The following is an 18,071-nucleotide window of genomic DNA, read 5'->3' as shown; positions in this document are numbered from 1 at the left end:
CCTACCTCAAGCCTCCATGGTTCACCCGGACGATCTTCAACAAAATCGCGATGGCGACCGGCATCAGCAACAGCGAGACGCTGACCGTGACCAAGCGCGGCAGCATGGCACCGCAGCTGATCCCGGTGGTGGTGCCGGAGGTCGAGGGGGTCAAGTACCTGGTGTCGACGCGCGGCGAATCGCAGTGGGTGAAGAACGTCCGGGCCAACCCGAACGTCATGCTCGGCAGCACCAATTACATCGCCTCGGAAGTGCCGGTTGAGCAGCGGGGGCCGATCATTGCCGCCTACCGGCCCAAGGCGGGCAGGGTGGTGGAGGGCTACTGGCGCAAGCTGCCGAGCGACGCCGACCACCCGGTCTTCTGCCTGACTCCGGAATGACCACTACACCCTGTAGTTGACGCGCTGGGCCCGGCTGGGACACTGGTGGCCATGCGCAGTGCTGACCGGACGACAGCGGGCACCGACGCCTCCGCGCGCCTGTACGCCGACGCGTGCGCCGTCATCCCCGGCGGGGTGAACTCGCCGGTGCGGGCTTTCACGGCGGTGGGCGGCACCCCGCGGTTCATCACCTCCGCGCAGGGCTACTGGCTGACCGACGCCGATGGCAACCGCTACGTCGACCTGGTGTGCTCCTGGGGCCCGATGATCCTGGGCCACGCCCACCCGGCCGTCGTCGACGCCGTACAGCGCGCGGCGGCGGGCGGCCTGTCCTTCGGCGCGCCGACGCCGGCGGAGACCGAGCTTGCCGTAGAAATCATCGGACGGGTGGACGCCGTCGACCGGCTGCGGTTGGTCAACTCCGGCACCGAGGCCACCATGAGCGCGATCCGGCTGGCCCGCGGTTTCACCGGGCGCGCGAAGATCATCAAGTTCGCCGGCTGCTATCACGGTCACAGCGACGCGCTGCTTGCCGACGCGGGTTCAGGCGTTGCCACCCTGGGGCTGCCGTCCTCGCCGGGTGTCACCGGCGCCGCCGCGGCCGACACGATTGTGCTGCCCTACAACAACATCCCCGCGCTGGAAGATGTGTTCGGCCGATTCGGTGACGAGATCGCCTGTGTCATCACCGAGGCCAGCCCCGGCAACATGGGCACCGTCCCGCCGGAGCCCGGCTACAACGCGGCGTTGCGGCGCATCACCGCCGACCACGGCGCACTGCTGATCGTCGACGAGGTGATGACCGGTTTCCGGGTCAGCCGATCCGGTTGGTACGGCATGGATCCGGTCGACGCCGACCTGTTCACGTTCGGCAAGGTGATGAGCGGCGGCCTGCCCGCCGCGGCGTTCGGCGGGCGGGCCGAGGTGATGGAGCGGCTGGCCCCGCTCGGCCCGGTGTATCAGGCCGGCACGCTGTCCGGTAACCCGGTCGCGATGGCGGCGGGGCTGGCGACGCTGCGCGCGGCCGACGACGCGGTCTATGCGGCGCTTGACGCCAACGCCGATCGGCTGACCGGGCTGCTTTCCCACACTCTGACCGACGCCGGTGTGCCGCACCAGATTCCGCGGGCAGGCAACATGCTAAGCGTGTTCTTCACCGACAACTCGGTGACGGACTTCGCGGCGGCCAGGGCCAGCCAGACGTGGCGTTATCCGGCGTTCTTCCATGCGCTGCTGGACGGCGGCGTCTACCCCCCGCCCAGCGCGTTCGAAACCTGGTTCGTGTCGGCCGCATTGGACGACGACGCGTTCGACCGGATCGCCGCTGCCCTGCCCGCCGCCGCCCGCGCCGCCGCCGAGGCCAAGCCGTGAGCGAGAAGACAATCGTGCACGTGATGCGACACGGCGAGGTCCACAACCCCGACAAGATCCTCTACGGACGACTGCCCGACTACCACCTGTCGCAAAAGGGCCTCGCGCAGTCGCGACAGGTCGCCGACTGGCTGGCCGACCGCGACATCGTGTATGTGGTCGCGTCGCCGTTGGAGCGCGCACAGGAAACCGCGGCGCCGATCGCGGAACGGCACGGCCTGCCGGTCGACACCGACGACGACCTGATCGAATCGCTGAACCTCTTCCAGGGCGAGAAGACCTCGCCGGGCGACGGAGCCCTGCGCGACCCGCGCAACTGGTGGCATCTGCGGAACCCGCGCACGCCGTCATGGGGCGAGCCCTACAAGCAGGTTGCGGCGCGGATGACGGCGGCGCTGGAACGGGCCCGTATCAAGGCCGCCGGGCACGAGGCCGTGTGCGTCAGTCATCAGCTGCCCGTCGAAACGCTGCGCCGCGCGATGATGGGAAAGCCGTTGCATCACTTCCCGACCCGGCGGTTGTGCAACCTGGCCTCGCTGACGTCCTTCTACTTCCACGGAGACTCCTACGTCGGCTGGGGTTATGCGGAGCTGGCTGACCGGTGAGGCAGTGGGTCGTCATCGCGAGCGCGGCGCTGGCCGTGCTCGCCGGATGTTCCACCGGTGACGACGCCGTCGCGCAGGGCGGCACCTTCGAATTCGTCGCGCCCGGCGGCAAGACCGACATCTTCTACGACCCGCCCGAAAGCCGTGGCCGCCCAGGGCCATTGGCCGGGCCGGAGCTGATGGACCCCGCCAGGAGCGTCTCGCTTGACGACTTCGCCGGCAAGGTCGTGGTGATCAACGTGTGGGGACAGTGGTGCGGGCCGTGCCGCTCCGAGATCGGCCAGCTGCAGAAGGTGTACGACGCCACCAAGGCGCAGGGCGCCGCGTTCCTCGGCATCGACGTGCGCGACAACAACCGCGACGCCGCCCGCGACTTCGTCGTCGACCGGAAGGTAACGTTTCCCTCCATCTACGACCCGGCGATGCGCACCATGATCGCGTTCGGCGGCAAGTACCCGACCACGGTCATCCCGTCCACGATCGTGCTGGACCGCCAGCACCGGGTGGCGGCGGTGTTCTTGCGCGAACTGCTCGCCGAGGACCTGCAACCCGTGGTAGAGCGCCTGCTGGACGAACCGGTGTCGCAGACATGACCGGATTCACCGAGATCGCGGCCGCGGGACCGGTTCTGGTGGCGGTGGGCATCTCGGTGCTCGCCGGCCTGGTGTCGTTCGCGTCGCCGTGTGTGGTGCCGTTGGTACCGGGTTATGTGTCGTATCTCGCCGCGGTGGTCGGGGTGGAGGAGGAACCAGGACAACTCGCCGTCAGAACGGCCCGGCTTCGCATCGCGGGGGCCGCCGCGCTGTTCGTCGCCGGGTTCACCGCAGTCTTCTTGCTCGGTACCGTCGCGGTATTGGGCATGACCTCCACGCTGATCACCAATCAGCTACTGCTGCAACGTATCGGCGGCGTGATCACGATCGTGATGGGGCTGGTGTTCGTCGGTTTCATTCCGGTACTGCAGCGGGATACCCGGTTCGTGCCGCGGCAGCTATCGACGATCGGCGGTGCGCCGCTGCTGGGTGCGGTGTTCGCGCTCGGCTGGACGCCGTGTCTGGGCCCGACGCTGACCGGGGTGATAGCGGTTGCGTCGGCGACCGACGGTGCCAATGTGGCCCGTGGTGTCGTGCTGGTCATCGCCTACTGCCTCGGCTTGGGAATCCCTTTCGTGCTGTTGGCCTTTGGCTCGGCACGCGCCGTGCAGGGCCTTGGCTGGCTGCGTCGGCACACCCGCGGAATCCAGATCTTCGGCGGCGTGTTGCTGATCCTGGTCGGTGCTGCACTGGTGACCGGGGTGTGGAACGAGTTCGTCTCGTGGGTGCGCGACGCGTTCGTCAGCGACGTGAGATTGCCGGTATGAGGGGCGCTTTGGCGTTCGTGCGCAACACCTGGCGAACGCTGACCTCGATGGGCACGGCGCTGGTGCTGCTGTTCCTGCTGGCGCTGGCCGCGATCCCGGGTGCCCTGCTGCCGCAGCGCAGCCTCAACGAAAGCAAGGTCGAGCAGTACATCGCCGATCATCCGGCCATCGGGCCGTGGCTGGACCGCCTGCAGGCCTTCGAGGTGTTCTCCAGCTTCTGGTTCACCGCCGTCTACGTGCTGCTGTTCGTCTCGCTGGTGGGCTGCCTTGCCCCACGGCTGATCGAACACGTCCGCAGCCTGCGGGCCACGCCGGTGCCCGCCCCGCGCAATCTGGGCCGGCTGCCCAAACACCGCACCGCCGAGGCGGCCGGCGAGCCCGACGCCATCGCCGCAACGGTGTCGAACCGGCTACATGGCTGGCGCCGGGTCACCCGCACCGAGGGCGGAATCACCGAAGTCTCTGCCGAGAAGGGGTATCTGCGCGAGTTCGGCAACATCGTCTTCCACTTCTCGCTGCTGGGCCTGCTGGTGGCGGTGGCCGTCGGCAGGCTGTTCGGTTACGAGGGCAATGTCATCGTCATCGCCGACGGCGGACCCGGCTTCTGCTCGGCGTCGCCGGCGGCATTCGACTCGTTCCGAGCCGGCAACATCGTCGACGGCACCTCGCTGCACCCGATGTGCGTGCGGGTCAACGACTTCGACGCACAGTATCTGCCGTCCGGGCAGGCCACGTCGTTCGCCGCGGACATCGATTACCAGGCCGGCGCCGACCTGACCACCAACACCTGGCGGCCCTACCGGCTCGAGGTCAACCATCCGCTGCGGGTCGGCGGCGACCGGGTGTACCTGCAGGGCCACGGCTATGCCCCGACGTTCACCGTCACCTTCCCCGACGGGCAGACCCGCACCCAGACCGTGCAGTGGCGGCCGGACGATCCGCTCACCCTGCTGTCGTCGGGGGTGATCCGGGTCGACCCACCCGGCGGCAGCTACCCCGATCCGGACGAACGCCGCAAGAATCAGATCGCCATTCAGGGCCTGTTCGCCCCGACGGAACTGCTCCACGGAACGCTGCTGTCGTCGAGCTTTCCCGCCCTGAACGACCCCGCCGTGGCCGTCGACATCTACCAGGGCGACAGCGGCCTGGACACCGGTCGGCCGCAGTCGCTGTTCAGCTTGGACCCGCGGCTCATCGAACAGGGCCGGCTGACCAAGATGGCGCGGGTCAACCTCCGTGCCGGCGAGGGGACCCGGCTCGACGACGGCACCGTCGTGCGGTTCGACGGCGCGGTGCCGTTCATCAACGTGCAGGTCTCCCACGACCCCGCCCAGGTGTGGGTGCTGGTGTTCGCTTTGACGATGATGGCCGGGCTGCTGGTGTCGCTGATCGTCCGGCGGCGCCGGGTATGGGTTCGGATCGCTCGTGCAGGGACGCCGGGTACGGTAAGCGTCGAGCTGGGCGGCCTGGCCCGCACCGACAACTCCGGGTGGGGCGACGAGTTCGAGCGGCTGTCGGAGCGCCTGTCCCCCTGCCCTCCGGGCGGGAGGTGCCCCCAGGACGGACTCGGCGCGGCGGACCGGCCGTCAAGGGAGAAGGTCTGATGAATACCGACCACATCGACATCGGGTTGGCCCGGTACTCGGACTGGGCCTTCACGTCGTCGGTGGTCGTGCTCGTCCTTGCGCTGCTGCTGCTCGCCGTCGAGCTGGCCTATAGCCGCAGCCGGAAAATCGCCGACCGTGAACTCGTCGGAGCCGCTCGGCCGGCGACATCCAGTACAGCCGCGGGCGGCGTGACCGCCGACAGCACCATCCCCGGCGCGGTCGCCGAAAAACCGCGGCGCCCGGTCGACGAGCGCATCGGCGGGGCGGGCCTGGCACTCGTCTACGTCGGCATCGGGTTGCTGCTCGCGTGCATCGTGCTGCGCGGCCTGGCCACCGCGCGGGTGCCGTGGGGCAACATGTACGAGTTCATCAACCTGACTTGCTTCTCCGGTCTGGTCGCGGCCGCGATCGTGCTGCGCCGACCGCAGTACCGCTCGCTGTGGGTCTTCGTGCTCGTTCCGGTGCTGATTCTGCTGACGGTGTCGGGCCGCTGGCTCTACACCAACGCCGCGCCGGTGATGCCCGCGCTGCAGTCCTACTGGCTGCCGATCCACGTGTCGGTGGTCAGCCTCGGTTCCGGGGTGTTTTTGGTCGCGGGTGTGGCCAGCATTCTGTTCTTGGTCAAGATGTCGCGGTGGGGCCAGCCCGACGCCGGGGGCGCTGTGGCCGGTATTGTCGCGCGGCTGCCCGATGCGCAGACGCTGGACCGCATTGCCTATCGCACAACGATTTTCGCGTTCCCGGTGTTCGGGTTCGGCGTCATCTTCGGCGCGATCTGGGCCGAGGAGGCCTGGGGCCGGTACTGGGGCTGGGACCCCAAGGAGACGGTGTCGTTCATCGCGTGGGTGATCTACGCCGCCTACCTGCACGCCCGCTCGACGGCGGGCTGGCGCGACAAGAAGGCGGCGTGGATCAACGTCGCCGGCTTCGTCGCGATGGTGTTCAACCTGTTCTTCATCAACCTGGTGACCGTCGGGCTGCATTCGTACGCCGGAGTCAGCTGACTCACCTGAACCGCTAACGAGAGGGGATTAGCCGTTGTCTGAGCATCCGTCGCCTGGCTTTCGGTCGCAGCAGCGGTTCACCGACCCAGCGGCCGAGGGGACGCCGCCGGCGGACTGGACCGCCCCGACGCCGCCGAACGGCTTGCCGCTGGGCCCGGGCACGCCGCTGGACCAGGGCACGCCGCAGGCCGGCCCGCCGCCCTACCCGGACCTGTCCACCGCGACGCTGCTGCGGTTGGCCAAGCGGCCGCCGTCGGCCGGCTGGCGCAAGTGGCTCTACCTCTCCTCGTTCAAGCAGATCAACCTGGGCGAAAGCCCGAAGGTCACCCACTACAACGACCTGCTCGCGCAGGTCAACCAGTCGCTGCAGGGCTGCTACCGCATCGCCCTGCTGTCGCTGAAGGGCGGGGTGGGCAAGACGACGATCACCGCGACGATGGGCGCAACGTTCGCCTCCATCCGCGGCGATCGGGTGGTGGCGGTCGACGCCAACCCCGACCGCGGCACGCTGAGCCAGAAGGTGCCGCTGGAGACCCCGGCCACGGTGCGCCACCTGCTGCGCGACGCCGAGGGCATCGGGCGCTACAGCGATGTCCGCAGTTATACGTCGCAGGGGCCGAGCCGGCTGGAGGTGCTGGCCTCGGAGAGCGACCCGGCGGTGTCCGAGGCGTTCAGCGCCGACGACTACGCCCGGACGCTGGAGGTGCTGGAGCGCTTCTACAGCCTGGTGCTCACCGACTGCGGCACCGGGTTGATGCATTCGGCCATGTCGGCGGTGCTGGCCAAGGCCGATGTGCTGGTCGTCATCAGCTCCGGCTCGGTCGACGGTGCCCGCAGCGCGGCGGCGACGTTGGACTGGCTCGACGCGCACGGCCACCAGGACATGGTCCGCAACTCGATCGCGGTGATCAACGCGGTGCGCCCGCGGTCGGGCAAGGTCGACCTGCAGAAGGTCGTCGACCACTTCTCCCGGCGCTGCCGGGCGGTGCGGTTGGTGCCGTTCGACCCGCATCTGGAGGAGGGCGCGGAGATCAGCCTGGAGCGGCTGAGGCGGGAGACGCGGGAGGCGCTGATCGAACTCGCGGCGGTGGTCGCCGACGGGTTCCCGGGTGCGAAGCGGACCGGCGACCTGTTCTAGGCCGAGGGACCGCTACGGGCGCGGGTTGTCCTCGTGGCCGAGCCGACGCAGGAAGTCCGGGTCGTCGTCCGGGCCGATCGAACGCGTCTTCGGCCGGCGCGCAGTATCGCGGGTAAGCCGCCAGCCGACGTACACCAGAACGGCCAAGACCAGCACGAGGAGTAGATAAGCCACGCAAAACCTCCTTGATTCAAATATACGCGCCGTCGGTAGGCTCGGGCCGTGTCGGAGGATCGCCCCGGAGCCCGCCTCGTGGTGGACGTCCTGCTCTACACGCTGGCCCGGCTGTTGCTGGTGCTCGTCTTGACCGCCGCCATCTTCGGGGCCGGCCGTCTGCTGGGCGTGCGGGACTTCCCACTGGTCATCGCCCTGCTGTTCGCGATCGTGATCGCGCTGCCGGTCGGCATCTGGCTGTTCGCCCCGCTGCGCCGACGCGCCACCGCCAGCATCGCCGCGTTCGACGCGCGCCGGCGCAAGGACCGCGAGCAGTTGCGGGCACGGTTGCGTGGCGAAGAGCCGCCGCAGCAATGACGGCAGTCTTGACGCGCGAGGCGTTCGGAGCCGAATTCGTTGGCGCCGAAGGTTTCCTTAATTCGCCCACCTATGGACTACCGCCGCAGTTCCTCGTCGAAGCGCTGCAGGACTGCCTGCGCGGGTGGCAGGCCGGGACGATGGAGGCCACGTCGTTCGACGAACCCGTGCGCGCGGGCCGGGCCGGCTACGCCTCGCTGGTCGGTGTCCCGGTCGACTCGGTGGCGATGGGCGGCAACGTGTCCGCGATGCTCGGCCTGGTCGCCGCCGCGATCCCGGACGGCAGCCGGGTGGCGACGCTGTCCGGCGAATTCACCAGTACCACCTTCCCGTTCGCAGCTCAGGCGGCACGCGGCGTCACCGTCACCGAGCTCAGCCCTGACGAGCTGGTGGCGACCGCGGCGGACTACGACGTGGTGACCGCGAGCCTGGTTCAGTCCGCCGATGGCGCGGTCCTGGACGTGGACGCGCTGCGCGCGAACGTGGCCCAAGCGGACACCTTGACCGTCATCGACGTCACCCAGGCGGTGGGCTGGAAGCGGGTCGACCTGCCGTGGGCCGACGTCACCGCCGCGGCGGTGTACAAGTGGCTGCTGGCGCCGCGCGGCACCGCGTGGATGTCGTTGAGCGACAGGGTCGCCAGCTTGATGATTCCGCACGCCGCCAACTGGTACGCGGGTGCGGAACCGTGGTCGACGATCTATGGGCTGCCGCTGCGGCTGGCCGACAGTGCGCGCCGGTTCGACGCGTCGCCGTCGTGGTTCAGCGCGCTGGGCTCCGGCCTGACGCTGCCATGGCTGGCCTCGCTGGACCGTCACGCGATCGAGGCGCACGCGCTGGGCCTGGCCCGTCGGCTGCGCGCGGAACTACAACTGCCGCCGGAGGATTCGGCGATCGTCTCGATCCCGACCGCGGCCGCCGAGCAACTCAAGCGCGCAGGCATCCGGGCATCGATCCGGGCCGGTGCCGTCCGAGTCGGCTTTCACCTGTACAACACCGAGGACGACCTGGACCGGTTACTCGACGTGCTATCGGGGTAGTCGTCGGTCATGACCTCTGGCAAGGTGCTCTACGAGCGAGATTTCGCCGACTTGACGTTTGTGATCGAGATCAAACCGCTGGTCGATGGTGAGATGGTGGCGGGCCGCTGGGTGGGCATCGGCCGCACCGACGACAGTCCCGTCCGCTTTACCGGCAACGACATCCTGCGGATGGAGGCGGGACGGTTCGCCGAGTACTGGACCGGCACGTCGACGGGTTAACGCCGGAGCATCAGTCGAAGAGGTCGGGCTGCTCGCGGGTGATGCGCGCGAACAATGGTTGGAAGCTGAACCAGCCGGCGAAGTGGGTGCCGACTTGTCCCGCCGTGTGTTTGGCCATCGACGGCTCGATCAGGACCGGGGTGCCGGCGGCTTCGGCCATCAGCTGCGCATGGCAGGACCGCTCCATGGTGATGAACCACCAAGCCGCTTCCTCCACCGAGTGGCCGACCGTGAGCAGGCCGTGATTGCGCAGGATGACGGCCTTGCAATCGCCGAGTTCGTGGGCGATGCGCTTGCCTTCCTCCAGATCGAGCACAACACCGGAGTATTGGTCGAACAGCGCATGGTCTTCGTAGAACGCGCAGGCGTCCTGGGTGATCGGGTCGAGTAGCCGCGCGAGCGTGGACCACGTCTTGCCGTACACCGAATGGGAATGCGCGGCGCTGACAACGTCCGGACGAGCGGCGTGGACCTGCGAATGGATGGCGAAAGCGGCCTGATTCAGCGGTAGGTCGCCCTCGACGACGGTGCCATCATGTCGCACCAGCAACAGGTCGCTGACACGGATGTGCCCGAAGTGCATGCCGAACGGATTGACCCAGAAGTGATCGGTGAGCTCCGGATCGCGTGCGGTGATGTGACCGGCGACGCCCTCGTCGAAGCCGAAACGACTGAAGAGGCGGAACGCTGCCGCGAGGTTCTGTTTGCGGTGCAGGCGCTCCTGCTCGACGGTGCGATCTTCCTGGGGAAGGAGCGCAGCCACGTTGCCGGTCGCGAGGCGGCCCGCTTGTTCGACATCGGCGTCAGTCATGGTCCGAGGCTACTCGTCACGTTCGGTTAGCCCGCGGCGTCTTGCAGTATCTGCTGCAGCCGCTCGACCGGATCGCCCATTCCAGGATTCAGCCGCAACGGACCCTGTGGTGCATCGGGTTCGGCCGCGACGGACGCGGGCGGCGGAGCCGACGGCGGTGGAGGGGGAGCCGGTGGCGGCGCCGGGGGCGGCGGCGGCGCGGCGTTCACCCCCGCCATCTTGGCGGCCAGTCGGGCGGCCGCGTCGTTTCGGATGGCGCGCCGTTCGGGGTCGGGGTCGGTGTTGCCCTCGAAGCACCCGCCCGGCGCATCCTCCACGATGGCCAACGCGCTGCGGTACCGCTCCCGGGCCTGGTCCGGCCGGCCTTCCCAGGCGTCGACGTCGCCCCGGCGTTCGCGGACCAGTTCGAGGTTGATGCGCACCGGGCATGACTGTGCGGCGTCGGTAAGCGACAGTGCCTCCGAGAATCGGGTGTCGGCCTCGTCGAGCTGGCCCTCTAGGACCGCGAGCGTGCCCGCCGCGAACGGCGCCTTCGCCGGTTCGATCACGTTCAGGACGCTCACCGCGGACACGTCGTCGCCCAACGCGGCGGCGTCTCCCCGACGAAAGTCCGATACCGCCGAATTACCCGCGACGACAACCGATGTCATCTTGACGACAGCCAGCAGCGCCACCAGCACCACGGGTGCCGACAACACCAGCAGCCGTCGGCGCAGCCGCAACCGGGACGGACCTCGGGCGCCCATCACAGCGCCACATCCCGGCGGGCCAGGCGGGTGCGGCGGAAATCGCGAATGCTCGCGAACAGCTCGAACAGCAGGAGCACGGCGGCCAGCAGCGTGAACACCCAGTACAGTTCCGTGCGTTCGGCGATGCCCGATGAGGTGACAGCGCTGTCGGCCGGCTGAGGTCCGCCGCCGTCCGGTGTGGCTTCGGTGACGGGCCGGCCGTCGTCTCGGTCGACATACGGCACGCCGAGTTGTGCGGCGATTCGGAGCAAACCCGGTTCGTTGCGTGCGGCGCCATAGCCGAACACCGCCCCGCCGTCCACCGAGCCCGGCATCGGATCGAACTCACCCTGCGGTGCGCGCGAACCGGGCGCGCCGGAACCGAAGTAGAAGACCAGGCTCTCGGCATCGGGATACTGTTGACCGGCCGCAATGAGTTGATAGCGCAGCACATTGGCGGCGGCGGCCGCGTTGACGTCCTCGATCGTCTCGGTTGCGGCGTACGGGGTGAGGCGCGCGATCTCGGGCTTCAGGCTCCATGCATCCTCCGAAAGCGGCCAGTCCAGCGAGGGTCGCGACGCGAATGCGACCAGAGCGAACCGTGCCTGGGGATACCGATCGATCAATGTGTCGACGTCCGTGCGAATTCCGGACATCCGCGACTGTCCGTCGTCATAGTCCTCAACCCCCGAATCCGTCGACCGGTCGACGACGAAGAACACGTTGATGTTCTCGCCGGACCGTGCCGCGGCGGCCGCTCCCAGGTCACCGCGCTCGATGCCGGGGCGGCCGGCGGCGATCAGCACCAGCAGCACCGCGAGCGTCAACCCAGACCAGCGCCAGACCGTCCCCCATCGCGCTCCGCTGGTGGCATACAGCCGGCGCATGGTGAGCATCCGGAGCGTGATGACGGCTGCGGCGATCACCAGAAGGATCATCGGCGGCAGCACCGGCTGAAACGTCATCGTCGCAGCACCACCAGCGCCAGACACAACAAGGTTGAGGCCGCCAGGGCCACGATGAGCGGGATGTTCGGAGAGTCACCGAACCAGCCGACGCCGCTGGTAGCGGCGGGCAGAGCGGCCTCCGGGGGATTGGTGCGGATGGCATCGAGATCGGCGGTCAAGTCGGGATCGCCGGGCGGTATCGGGAAGAACTGTCCGCCCGTGGATTCCACGATCGACGCCAGGGCATCGGTGTTCTGAGCCGAAGGCGTGAGAGCGTTGATCTGGACGCCGGCCTCGGTCGCCATGTCCTTGACACCTTGATCGGTGAACAGCGACGGCCGCGTCTCGTCGCGGCCGCGAACCTCGCCCGGCCCGAGGTAGATCACCGAACGGCGGTGGGTGCTCTGGGACTCGAAGGACGGAAATCCGGTCATGCACAACGCCAGTAGGTCGGCGGTGCTGGGCGCGTAGTCGACATAGGACACCGGTGGGGAGAACCGCGCCGTCTCGCGTCGCATGGCGGCCAGTTGTGGTGGCGATGTGTCGCTGTTGGTTTGCAACTGCGCGAGCCCCGCCACGTCGCCGAACTTTTCGGCCGCGTACTGGTAGTCGCGGGTTAAAGGGACCACACGTCGATTCGGCGAGGTCATCCCAATGCGTTGGGTGCCGAACGTTCTGGCCTGCCCGGCGAAGTAGGTGAGGAACTCGCCGACCGTCTGCTCGGTCGCCGGTTCACCGACACAGAGCATGATGTCCTCCGGCGGGTCGGAAGCACCGAGCGCCCACCACCATCCACTCGGCCGGGCGCTGGCCAGCGCGGCCGCGCCGAACAACAGGACGAGCAGCACGATCGTGACGATCATCGACATGGCTCTGGTTCGGGCCAGCCGAGAGTATTCGGGCAGCCGGGTCAACCGCGACGTGTTCGCCAGCGGGCGCAACTGGCGGCGAACCTGCTCCATCGGCAGCAGCGCCGCCAGTGCGATCGCCACTGCCAGACAGGCGAATCCGGCGACCGCGACCGGCCACCAGGTCAGGCCCACGAGCGGATCAACTCCTCGGCCGTAGCACCAACCCTGCTGACTTCCACCGGCGAGGTGGTGTTGAACTGCGCATCGTTGAGCGCCGAAAACAGCGGAGCCGCCTTGGCGAGATCACTCGATCTGATGTCGTCGACGTGCATGTACTGTGCCCGAGTACCGGTCGCCTGGTGCAGGAAACTGCGCAGCGTGCGGCTTATCTGGGCGCTGGCCTGCGCCGCCGGCAGGTCACCGGCGCGGTAGCGCTCGTCGATGGAGCGGATGGTTCGGGCGAACCTGCGCCGCAGCAGCTTCGCGTGCGCTGATCGGACCACCGGTAGGTACCGCAGCCGCTCAGCAGGCAGAGTCCACACGAAGACGCCTGCGTACCAAGCGATTACCGCCAGCAGCAGGGCCAGTGCGATCCACAGCCACCATGCCGAATAGGGCGAGGGCCCAACCACGAAACGCAGTAGGTCATCCGGCACGGGCGAACACCTCGGTCAACTCGACCAGCCGAGCGCGGATCTCGCCGCTACCGCCGATCGTGGTGTGCGGAATAGCGCGGGCGGTCATGATCTCGGCGAGCTGCTGGGTTCGGGCTGCCTCGGCGCGTCGATAAGCGGCGACGACCCGTGGTCCCAAGGTGGCGCCGCTGAGCACGAAGCCGCCGCTCGCCACGTCGTAGCCGTCCTGGCTCTGGTCGGCCGCCGAGCCCACCGCGGGCAGGTCGGACACCATCGCCCACAAGACGTCGTGCCGGGCGGCCAGCCGGGTGACCGCATTGTCGAGACGCGTGTCGACATCGGGCTCATCGGAGACCACGACGACCAGCATCGGATGGCGGTAATGCGTTGCCACGTAATCCAATTGGCACACGATTTCGCTGCCTCCCGGTTTCGCCAACGTGTGGCCGTAGAACCGGTGGAGCATGCTCTCGATGTGAGTTTCGCCGCGACGCTGGCGAATGTTGACGCAGCCGCGGTCATCGCCGTACACCATGCCAATCTGGTCGGCACGGCCGAGGGTGATCAGCCCGAAGGCGCCCAGGACATGTGCAGCGACATCGAGTTTCACCTCGCCGCTCGGTGTCATCGCGGTCATGTTGCGGCCCGCATCGGCGACGAGCAGGATCTTGTGGTGCTTCTCGTCGACGAAGCGCTTGATCAGAACGCTGCCCGAGCGCGCGGAGGCCTTCCAGTCGATGTCGCGGACGTCGTCGCCGCGCACATACGGCCGCAAGTCGTCGAATTCCAGGCTGCGGCTGTGCAGTAGCGCGTAGCGGCCGCCCTCAAGCAGGCCGCGTGTGTCGGTGCCGAAATGCGCCTTCGCCCTGTCGAGGTGCTTGCCCACGGCGACCTCTAGGGCACCCGGACCGCTTGCAGGACATCATCGATGATGACCTCCGGGGTGACACCGTTGCTGGCCGCCTCGAATCCGAGGATGAGCCGGTGCCGCAGCACCCGGTGGGCAAGTTTGGCGATGTCATCGGGAATGACGTGGGCACGGCCGGACAGCACCGCCAGTGCGCGGGCAGCCTTGCAGAACGCGATGGTGGCGCGCGGGCTCGCGCCGTACTCGATGAGCCGGGCAAGTTGGCGGGGCAGGAACTGATCGGGAGTGCGGGTCACGGCGACGAGTTCGCTGGCGTAGTGCATCAGCGCCCGATCCATGTGGACGTGGCGGACGACGTCCTGCAACCGTTTCACGTCGTCCAGGCCGACGACCGGTCGGCTGCGGTGGTTCCTGTCGTACAGCCCGGCGTCCATCCGGAACATCACCTCCACCTCCTGCTCAGAGGAGGGGTAGGACACGATGTCCTTGAGCATGAATCGGTCGGTCTGGGCTTCCGAAAGGGGATAGGTGCCCTCCTGGTCCACCGGGTTCTGGGTCGCTATCACCAGAAACGGCTCGGGGATCGGGTAGACCGTGCCGGCGATGGTGGTCTGGCGTTCCTCCATCGCCTCCAGCATCGCGCTCTGCGTTTTGGCGCTGGACCGGTTGATCTCATCGAGCAGAACGATGTTGGTGTGCACCGGGCCCAGTTGGGTGACGAACGAGTTCGTCGCCGACTCGTACACCTGGGTGCCGATGATGTCGCTGGGCAACAAATCCGGCGTGCACTGAATCCGCTGAAAGCCGCCGTGAATCGACTCGGCGATCACCCGCGCAGCGGTGGTCTTGGCCAGCCCGGGAACGGCCTCGATCAGAATGTGCCCGCCGGCGAGCAGGCCGATCAGCAACGATTCGCGCAGGTTCTGCTGCCCGACCACCTTCGCCGAGAACGCGTCGGCCACCGCGCCGACTGCTCGTTGCGCCTCGGCGAGATCGCGCGGATCGAGTTTTACCGGTGTTGCGGTCATCGATGCCTTTCGAATGGGTTGGTGCGACGCATTGGGTACCCGGGGCGGCGCAACCATCCACAGTACGGACTGAGATGTCAACTTGCCTTGACACGTCAAGCTATCCTGACAGCGTGACCGAACTCGATGGGTTGGGCGCGGCCGGCCATGACTTCGCGAGCGCCGATCCGGCCGCCGGGCTGCGCGCAGTGCGGGCATTGCAGCGGCTGCAGGAGCGGTTGGAGGCGATCCACGTCGCCAATGCCCGCGAGCAGGGCTGGAGCTGGCAGACCATCGCCGACGCGCTCGGCGTGAGCCGCCAGGCCGTGCACCAGAAATACAACCGGAGGAGATGACCATGTTCGAGCGGTTCAGCCGCAACGCTCGGGTCGCGGTCGTGTTGGCCCAGGAAGAGGCCCGCGAACTGAACTCTGATGAGATTCGGCCCGAACACATTTTGGTCGGCGTGCTGCAGAGCGCCGGACATGGTCTCTCCAGGGTTCTCGGTGGTTACGGCCTGACCGCCGACGTGATCCGCGACCGGCTGATCGCCGCGAAATCCGGCGGTGATGAATCCTTCGACGACGACGCCGAAGCGCTGCAGTCGATCGGCATTGACCTGCGCGCGGTCCGCGACAACGTGGACCGAACATTCGGCGAAGGCACCTGGGACAATGCGCTGCGCAAGTCCGGCCGCCGTCGGCGTCGTCGCGGGCACGTCCCGTTCACCCGCCCGGCGAAGAAGGCGCTCGAGCTGTCATTGCGAGAAGCGCTGGCGCACAAGGACAACACCATCGGATGTGAGCATCTATTGCTGGCCATCCTACGCAGCGGCGACACGTTCACCCTCGGCCTGATCACCGAGCACGTGCACGCCTCGCAGTTACGCGGAGACATCGTCGAATTGTTGGACAGGGCAGCCTAGGCGTCGGCGTCGGCGTCCCGGGAGACTTCCGCGAGTTCGCGTTCCAGTGCGGTGGTGATGTCAGACGACGTCAGGATCATCGCGATCATGAATTCGACTAGCTGGTCGCGGTCGACGTCGATGTCGTGCTGAAACCACATCGTGGCCAACTCCAGCAGGCCGCTGACGACCGTGACTCCGGCGAGATGGACATTTTGATCCTCGACGACGCGCTCGCCGAGGAGTTGCCGGGCCTGGTCGACCATGATGCTGGCGAGCGCTTGCACCATTTGGCGCCGACGGGCTTTGAGCGCTTCGGCCGTCTGCAGTTCGATCAACAGCCGCGGCCGCCTGGGATCCGCGTCGACGAAGCCGAAGGCCGCCTCGATCGCAGCGCGGGTCCGGGGGCGCGGCTGCGCGGGTGATAGTGCGGCCGCCACCAGAAGAGCCGTGACTCCTCGGGCGAACTGATCCTCAAACGCCGCGAGCATCAACGCGTCGCAATCGGCAAAGCTCTCGTAGAAGTAGCGGTCGTTCAACCGGGCCCGCGAGCAGACCGCCCTGACCTTCAGGTTGGACACCCCGTGTTCGGCGACGAGGTCCATCGCGGCGTCGATGAGTTGTTGGCGCCGGCGTCGCCGCCGCTCGTCAACACTTTCTCCGCCGTAGCGCCGCTCGGGAATGCCGGTTCCTTCTGTTCGGTGCTTGCAATGCCAGTGGTTTTGGTGAAGGCTATCACCAGAAAAGGTTGGTGAAGAGCTTCACCAGATCATTAGGAGTGGAGGGATGATGTCCCTGAAGTCCGGCGAACTGTCCGACCCGGTGATCTTCAAGGAGTTCCCGTTCAATATCGGATACCGACTACTCGCACCCGGTGACATCAAACCGACTGCTGCTCAACGGGATTCATACCGCCGATTCACGCAGATGGGTGATCCGCTGGCCGATGCGGTAGTGGCCATGTTCCGGCGGCTGCCGGCCGGGGAGGGACGTCGCCTGTTCGAAGTCGCCGTCGAGCAGGGTTTCGATGCCGTCGAAGATCCACCCGAGGAACTCTCGGCGTTCTTTGCCCAGGTCGACGCGGTGCCGTATTGGGTGAACCCCGCCAAGTTGCAGCTCGCCGCGCGGGTCACGGCGCGGACCGGCCCGTGGGGCGTCTACTTCGCGTTGCCGGCGCTGGCTTTGATGGGTGGCTACCTGGCCTCCCGCGCAGACAAGACCCTGGTGGCCTCCGGCGACCTGACCGCGATGGCCCCCCGGCGCCTCGCCGAGACGGGAACCTGGTGGCTCGACGTGACCTCGCCGGGCGGCCTGGACCGATTCGCGCCCGGGTTCAAAGGCGTGCTGCGGGTCCGATTGATGCATGCACTGGTGCGTGCCGGGATGAATCGGCGGCCGGATTGGAACTACGACGAATGGGATCACCCAGTCAACCAGTCTCAGACGGTCGGCACGCTGATGCTGTTCTCGTTGGCCAATATCGTTGGGTGCCAAGCATTGGGCCTGAAGTTCTCTGCGAAGGAGAAGGCGGCGGTCTACCACTTCTGGCGCTATGTCGGCGTGCTGATGGGGTTGGAGCCGGAGATCGTACCCGCGGACGAGGTCGACACCTGGCGACTGCTGTGGCTGCAGGCCGACTACGAGTTCCTACCGGACGAGGATTCGCGCAAGCTCGCCGAGGCCCTGCTGGCGGCGGGTGGTTATTCCCTGGGGTTGGCGGGAAACGATCCCGCATCGCAGGTCGTCCGGCAGCTGTTCAGCAACTACGTCGCCGCATACAGCCGGCTGATCCTCGGCCGCACCAATGCGGACTTCCTCGGACTTCCCAACCGAAAGGCGTTTCAAGCGGCGGTGCTGATCACGGCGGCGGTCAACCGGGCCGCCGAGATCCCGCGGCGATACGTGCCGGGTGGCACCAGGGCATCCGAGGCCCTCGGCCATTACGTTCGGCAACGCTTGGTCCGGCGAGCGACCGGCGCGCTGAGCGATGACACGTCATACAGCCGGCACGACAAGATGGCCGACACCGGGCTGCGGAAGCGCACCAGGGCGGGCTAGCAAC

The 18,071-nt window shown here is 67.6% G+C and carries 23 protein-coding genes; 14 read left to right on the top strand and 9 right to left on the bottom strand.

Annotated elements, in window-relative coordinates:
• From ACRDU5_RS06520 to ACRDU5_RS06485, 8 genes are all read left to right on the top strand, one after another.
• A partial coding sequence (locus ACRDU5_RS06520; RefSeq protein ID WP_526613666.1) for a nitroreductase family deazaflavin-dependent oxidoreductase occupies positions 1-380 on the top strand: 380 nt, incomplete at its 5' end.
• A 51-nt stretch (positions 381-431) separates the two neighbouring features.
• Entirely contained in the window at positions 432-1,751 is a 1,320-nt protein-coding gene (hemL, locus tag ACRDU5_RS06515) for a glutamate-1-semialdehyde 2,1-aminomutase (protein ID WP_526613665.1), read from the top strand.
• Between the two features lie 23 nt (positions 1,752-1,774).
• Positions 1,775-2,356: a histidine phosphatase family protein gene (locus tag ACRDU5_RS06510; protein WP_526613674.1), complete on the top strand. Its 582-nt coding sequence runs from the start codon at positions 1,775-1,777 to the stop codon at positions 2,354-2,356.
• A complete protein-coding gene (locus ACRDU5_RS06505) occupies positions 2,353-2,949 on the top strand; it encodes a TlpA disulfide reductase family protein (RefSeq protein WP_526613664.1) in 597 nt (198 codons plus the stop codon). The genes ACRDU5_RS06510 and ACRDU5_RS06505 overlap by 4 nt, the downstream gene beginning before the upstream one ends.
• Positions 2,946-3,716, top strand: coding sequence for a cytochrome c biogenesis CcdA family protein (locus ACRDU5_RS06500; RefSeq protein WP_526613663.1), 771 nt, complete (start codon positions 2,946-2,948; stop codon positions 3,714-3,716). The genes ACRDU5_RS06505 and ACRDU5_RS06500 overlap by 4 nt, the downstream gene beginning before the upstream one ends.
• Positions 3,713-5,320 (top strand): cytochrome c biogenesis protein ResB, encoded by a 1,608-nt coding sequence (gene resB, locus ACRDU5_RS06495; protein WP_526613662.1) that lies wholly within the window; start codon positions 3,713-3,715, stop codon positions 5,318-5,320. Before ACRDU5_RS06500 ends, resB begins: the two co-directional genes overlap by 4 nt.
• Positions 5,320-6,327 carry a c-type cytochrome biogenesis protein CcsB gene (gene ccsB, locus ACRDU5_RS06490; protein ID WP_526613661.1) on the top strand — a complete coding sequence of 336 codons (1,008 nt, stop codon included), beginning with the start codon at positions 5,320-5,322 and terminating at the stop codon, positions 6,325-6,327. The genes resB and ccsB overlap by 1 nt, the downstream gene beginning before the upstream one ends.
• 34 nt (positions 6,328-6,361) lie before the next feature.
• Complete coding sequence (locus ACRDU5_RS06485) at positions 6,362-7,465, top strand: MinD/ParA family ATP-binding protein (RefSeq protein WP_526613660.1); 1,104 nt, start codon at positions 6,362-6,364, stop codon at positions 7,463-7,465.
• A 12-nt stretch (positions 7,466-7,477) separates the two neighbouring features.
• On the opposite strand, the gene ACRDU5_RS06480 is transcribed toward ACRDU5_RS06485, so the two are convergent.
• A complete protein-coding gene (locus ACRDU5_RS06480) occupies positions 7,478-7,639 on the bottom strand; it encodes a hypothetical protein (protein ID WP_526613659.1) in 162 nt (53 codons plus the stop codon).
• Positions 7,640-7,687: 48 nt separating this feature from the next.
• Between ACRDU5_RS06480 and ACRDU5_RS06475 the strand changes: the two genes are divergently transcribed.
• Genes ACRDU5_RS06475 through ACRDU5_RS06465 form a run of 3 tightly spaced genes read left to right on the top strand, consistent with a single transcriptional unit; the run spans position 7,688 to position 9,258 of the window.
• Positions 7,688-7,996, top strand: a complete 309-nt coding sequence (locus ACRDU5_RS06475) for a DUF4229 domain-containing protein (RefSeq protein WP_526613658.1) — start codon at positions 7,688-7,690, stop codon at positions 7,994-7,996.
• The gene (locus tag ACRDU5_RS06470) at positions 7,993-9,036 is read left to right on the top strand and encodes an aminotransferase class V-fold PLP-dependent enzyme (protein WP_526613657.1); all 1,044 of its coding nucleotides are present in this window, start codon (positions 7,993-7,995) and stop codon (positions 9,034-9,036) included. The genes ACRDU5_RS06475 and ACRDU5_RS06470 overlap by 4 nt, the downstream gene beginning before the upstream one ends.
• A gap of 9 nt (positions 9,037-9,045) precedes the next feature.
• Positions 9,046-9,258 (top strand): hypothetical protein, encoded by a 213-nt coding sequence (locus ACRDU5_RS06465; RefSeq protein ID WP_526613656.1) that lies wholly within the window; start codon positions 9,046-9,048, stop codon positions 9,256-9,258.
• A gap of 10 nt (positions 9,259-9,268) precedes the next feature.
• On the opposite strand, the gene ACRDU5_RS06460 is transcribed toward ACRDU5_RS06465, so the two are convergent.
• The 7 genes from ACRDU5_RS06460 to ACRDU5_RS06430 are packed head-to-tail and all read right to left on the bottom strand — an operon-like array spanning position 9,269 to position 15,126.
• Entirely contained in the window at positions 9,269-10,069 is an 801-nt protein-coding gene (locus tag ACRDU5_RS06460) for a class II aldolase/adducin family protein (protein WP_526613655.1), read from the bottom strand.
• A 26-nt stretch (positions 10,070-10,095) separates the two neighbouring features.
• Complete coding sequence (locus tag ACRDU5_RS06455) at positions 10,096-10,815, bottom strand: hypothetical protein (RefSeq protein ID WP_526613654.1); 720 nt, start codon at positions 10,813-10,815, stop codon at positions 10,096-10,098.
• The gene (locus ACRDU5_RS06450; RefSeq protein ID WP_526613653.1) at positions 10,815-11,762 is read right to left on the bottom strand and encodes a vWA domain-containing protein; all 948 of its coding nucleotides are present in this window, start codon (positions 11,760-11,762) and stop codon (positions 10,815-10,817) included. Before ACRDU5_RS06450 ends, ACRDU5_RS06455 begins: the two co-directional genes overlap by 1 nt.
• Positions 11,759-12,787, bottom strand: a complete 1,029-nt coding sequence (locus tag ACRDU5_RS06445; protein ID WP_526613652.1) for a hypothetical protein — start codon at positions 12,785-12,787, stop codon at positions 11,759-11,761. The genes ACRDU5_RS06450 and ACRDU5_RS06445 overlap by 4 nt, the downstream gene beginning before the upstream one ends.
• Positions 12,778-13,251, bottom strand: coding sequence for a hypothetical protein (locus ACRDU5_RS06440; protein WP_526613651.1), 474 nt, complete (start codon positions 13,249-13,251; stop codon positions 12,778-12,780). Before ACRDU5_RS06440 ends, ACRDU5_RS06445 begins: the two co-directional genes overlap by 10 nt.
• Positions 13,241-14,116: a DUF58 domain-containing protein gene (locus ACRDU5_RS06435; RefSeq protein WP_526613650.1), complete on the bottom strand. Its 876-nt coding sequence runs from the start codon at positions 14,114-14,116 to the stop codon at positions 13,241-13,243. The genes ACRDU5_RS06440 and ACRDU5_RS06435 overlap by 11 nt, the downstream gene beginning before the upstream one ends.
• Positions 14,117-14,124: 8 nt before the next feature.
• A complete protein-coding gene (locus tag ACRDU5_RS06430; protein WP_526613649.1) occupies positions 14,125-15,126 on the bottom strand; it encodes an AAA family ATPase in 1,002 nt (333 codons plus the stop codon).
• Between the two features lie 113 nt (positions 15,127-15,239).
• Here ACRDU5_RS06430 and ACRDU5_RS06425 point away from each other — a divergent pair, with 113 nt between their 5' ends.
• A complete protein-coding gene (locus ACRDU5_RS06425) occupies positions 15,240-15,461 on the top strand; it encodes a helix-turn-helix domain-containing protein (RefSeq protein ID WP_526613648.1) in 222 nt (73 codons plus the stop codon).
• A gap of 2 nt (positions 15,462-15,463) precedes the next feature.
• A complete protein-coding gene (locus ACRDU5_RS06420) occupies positions 15,464-16,030 on the top strand; it encodes a Clp protease N-terminal domain-containing protein (RefSeq protein ID WP_526613647.1) in 567 nt (188 codons plus the stop codon).
• Here ACRDU5_RS06420 and ACRDU5_RS06415 read toward each other — a convergent pair.
• Positions 16,027-16,614 (bottom strand): TetR/AcrR family transcriptional regulator, encoded by a 588-nt coding sequence (locus ACRDU5_RS06415; protein WP_526613646.1) that lies wholly within the window; start codon positions 16,612-16,614, stop codon positions 16,027-16,029. The two genes, ACRDU5_RS06420 and ACRDU5_RS06415, sit on opposite strands and share 4 nt — an antisense overlap.
• A gap of 184 nt (positions 16,615-16,798) precedes the next feature.
• Here ACRDU5_RS06415 and ACRDU5_RS06410 point away from each other — a divergent pair, with 184 nt between their 5' ends.
• The gene (locus tag ACRDU5_RS06410) at positions 16,799-18,067 is read left to right on the top strand and encodes an oxygenase MpaB family protein (protein WP_526613673.1); all 1,269 of its coding nucleotides are present in this window, start codon (positions 16,799-16,801) and stop codon (positions 18,065-18,067) included.
• The last annotated feature ends 4 nt before the right edge of the window (positions 18,068-18,071 follow it).

This window comes from Mycobacterium sp. (assembly GCF_050701515.1).
Taxonomy (GTDB): Bacteria; Actinomycetota; Actinomycetes; order Mycobacteriales; family Mycobacteriaceae; genus Mycobacterium.
Note: the sequence above shows the minus strand (reverse complement) of the source record. Positions and strands in the feature narration are given on the sequence as shown.

Coding starts and splice junctions, on each gene's coding strand:
- ACRDU5_RS06420 (WP_526613647.1), top strand. CDS start 15,464: ATGTTCGAGCGGTTCAGCCGCAACGCTCGGGTCGCGGTCGTGTTGGCC.
- ACRDU5_RS06500 (WP_526613663.1), top strand. CDS start 2,946: ATGACCGGATTCACCGAGATCGCGGCCGCGGGACCGGTTCTGGTGGCG.
- ACRDU5_RS06455 (WP_526613654.1), bottom strand. CDS start 10,815: ATGGGCGCCCGAGGTCCGTCCCGGTTGCGGCTGCGCCGACGGCTGCTG.
- ACRDU5_RS06430 (WP_526613649.1), bottom strand. CDS start 15,126: ATGACCGCAACACCGGTAAAACTCGATCCGCGCGATCTCGCCGAGGCG.
- ccsB (WP_526613661.1), top strand. CDS start 5,320: ATGAATACCGACCACATCGACATCGGGTTGGCCCGGTACTCGGACTGG.
- ACRDU5_RS06465 (WP_526613656.1), top strand. CDS start 9,046: ATGACCTCTGGCAAGGTGCTCTACGAGCGAGATTTCGCCGACTTGACG.
- ACRDU5_RS06450 (WP_526613653.1), bottom strand. CDS start 11,762: ATGACGTTTCAGCCGGTGCTGCCGCCGATGATCCTTCTGGTGATCGCC.
- hemL (WP_526613665.1), top strand. CDS start 432: ATGCGCAGTGCTGACCGGACGACAGCGGGCACCGACGCCTCCGCGCGC.
- resB (WP_526613662.1), top strand. CDS start 3,713: ATGAGGGGCGCTTTGGCGTTCGTGCGCAACACCTGGCGAACGCTGACC.
- ACRDU5_RS06410 (WP_526613673.1), top strand. CDS start 16,799: ATGTCCCTGAAGTCCGGCGAACTGTCCGACCCGGTGATCTTCAAGGAG.
- ACRDU5_RS06460 (WP_526613655.1), bottom strand. CDS start 10,069: ATGACTGACGCCGATGTCGAACAAGCGGGCCGCCTCGCGACCGGCAAC.
- ACRDU5_RS06510 (WP_526613674.1), top strand. CDS start 1,775: ATGCGACACGGCGAGGTCCACAACCCCGACAAGATCCTCTACGGACGA.
- ACRDU5_RS06415 (WP_526613646.1), bottom strand. CDS start 16,614: ATGGACCTCGTCGCCGAACACGGGGTGTCCAACCTGAAGGTCAGGGCG.
- ACRDU5_RS06470 (WP_526613657.1), top strand. CDS start 7,993: ATGACGGCAGTCTTGACGCGCGAGGCGTTCGGAGCCGAATTCGTTGGC.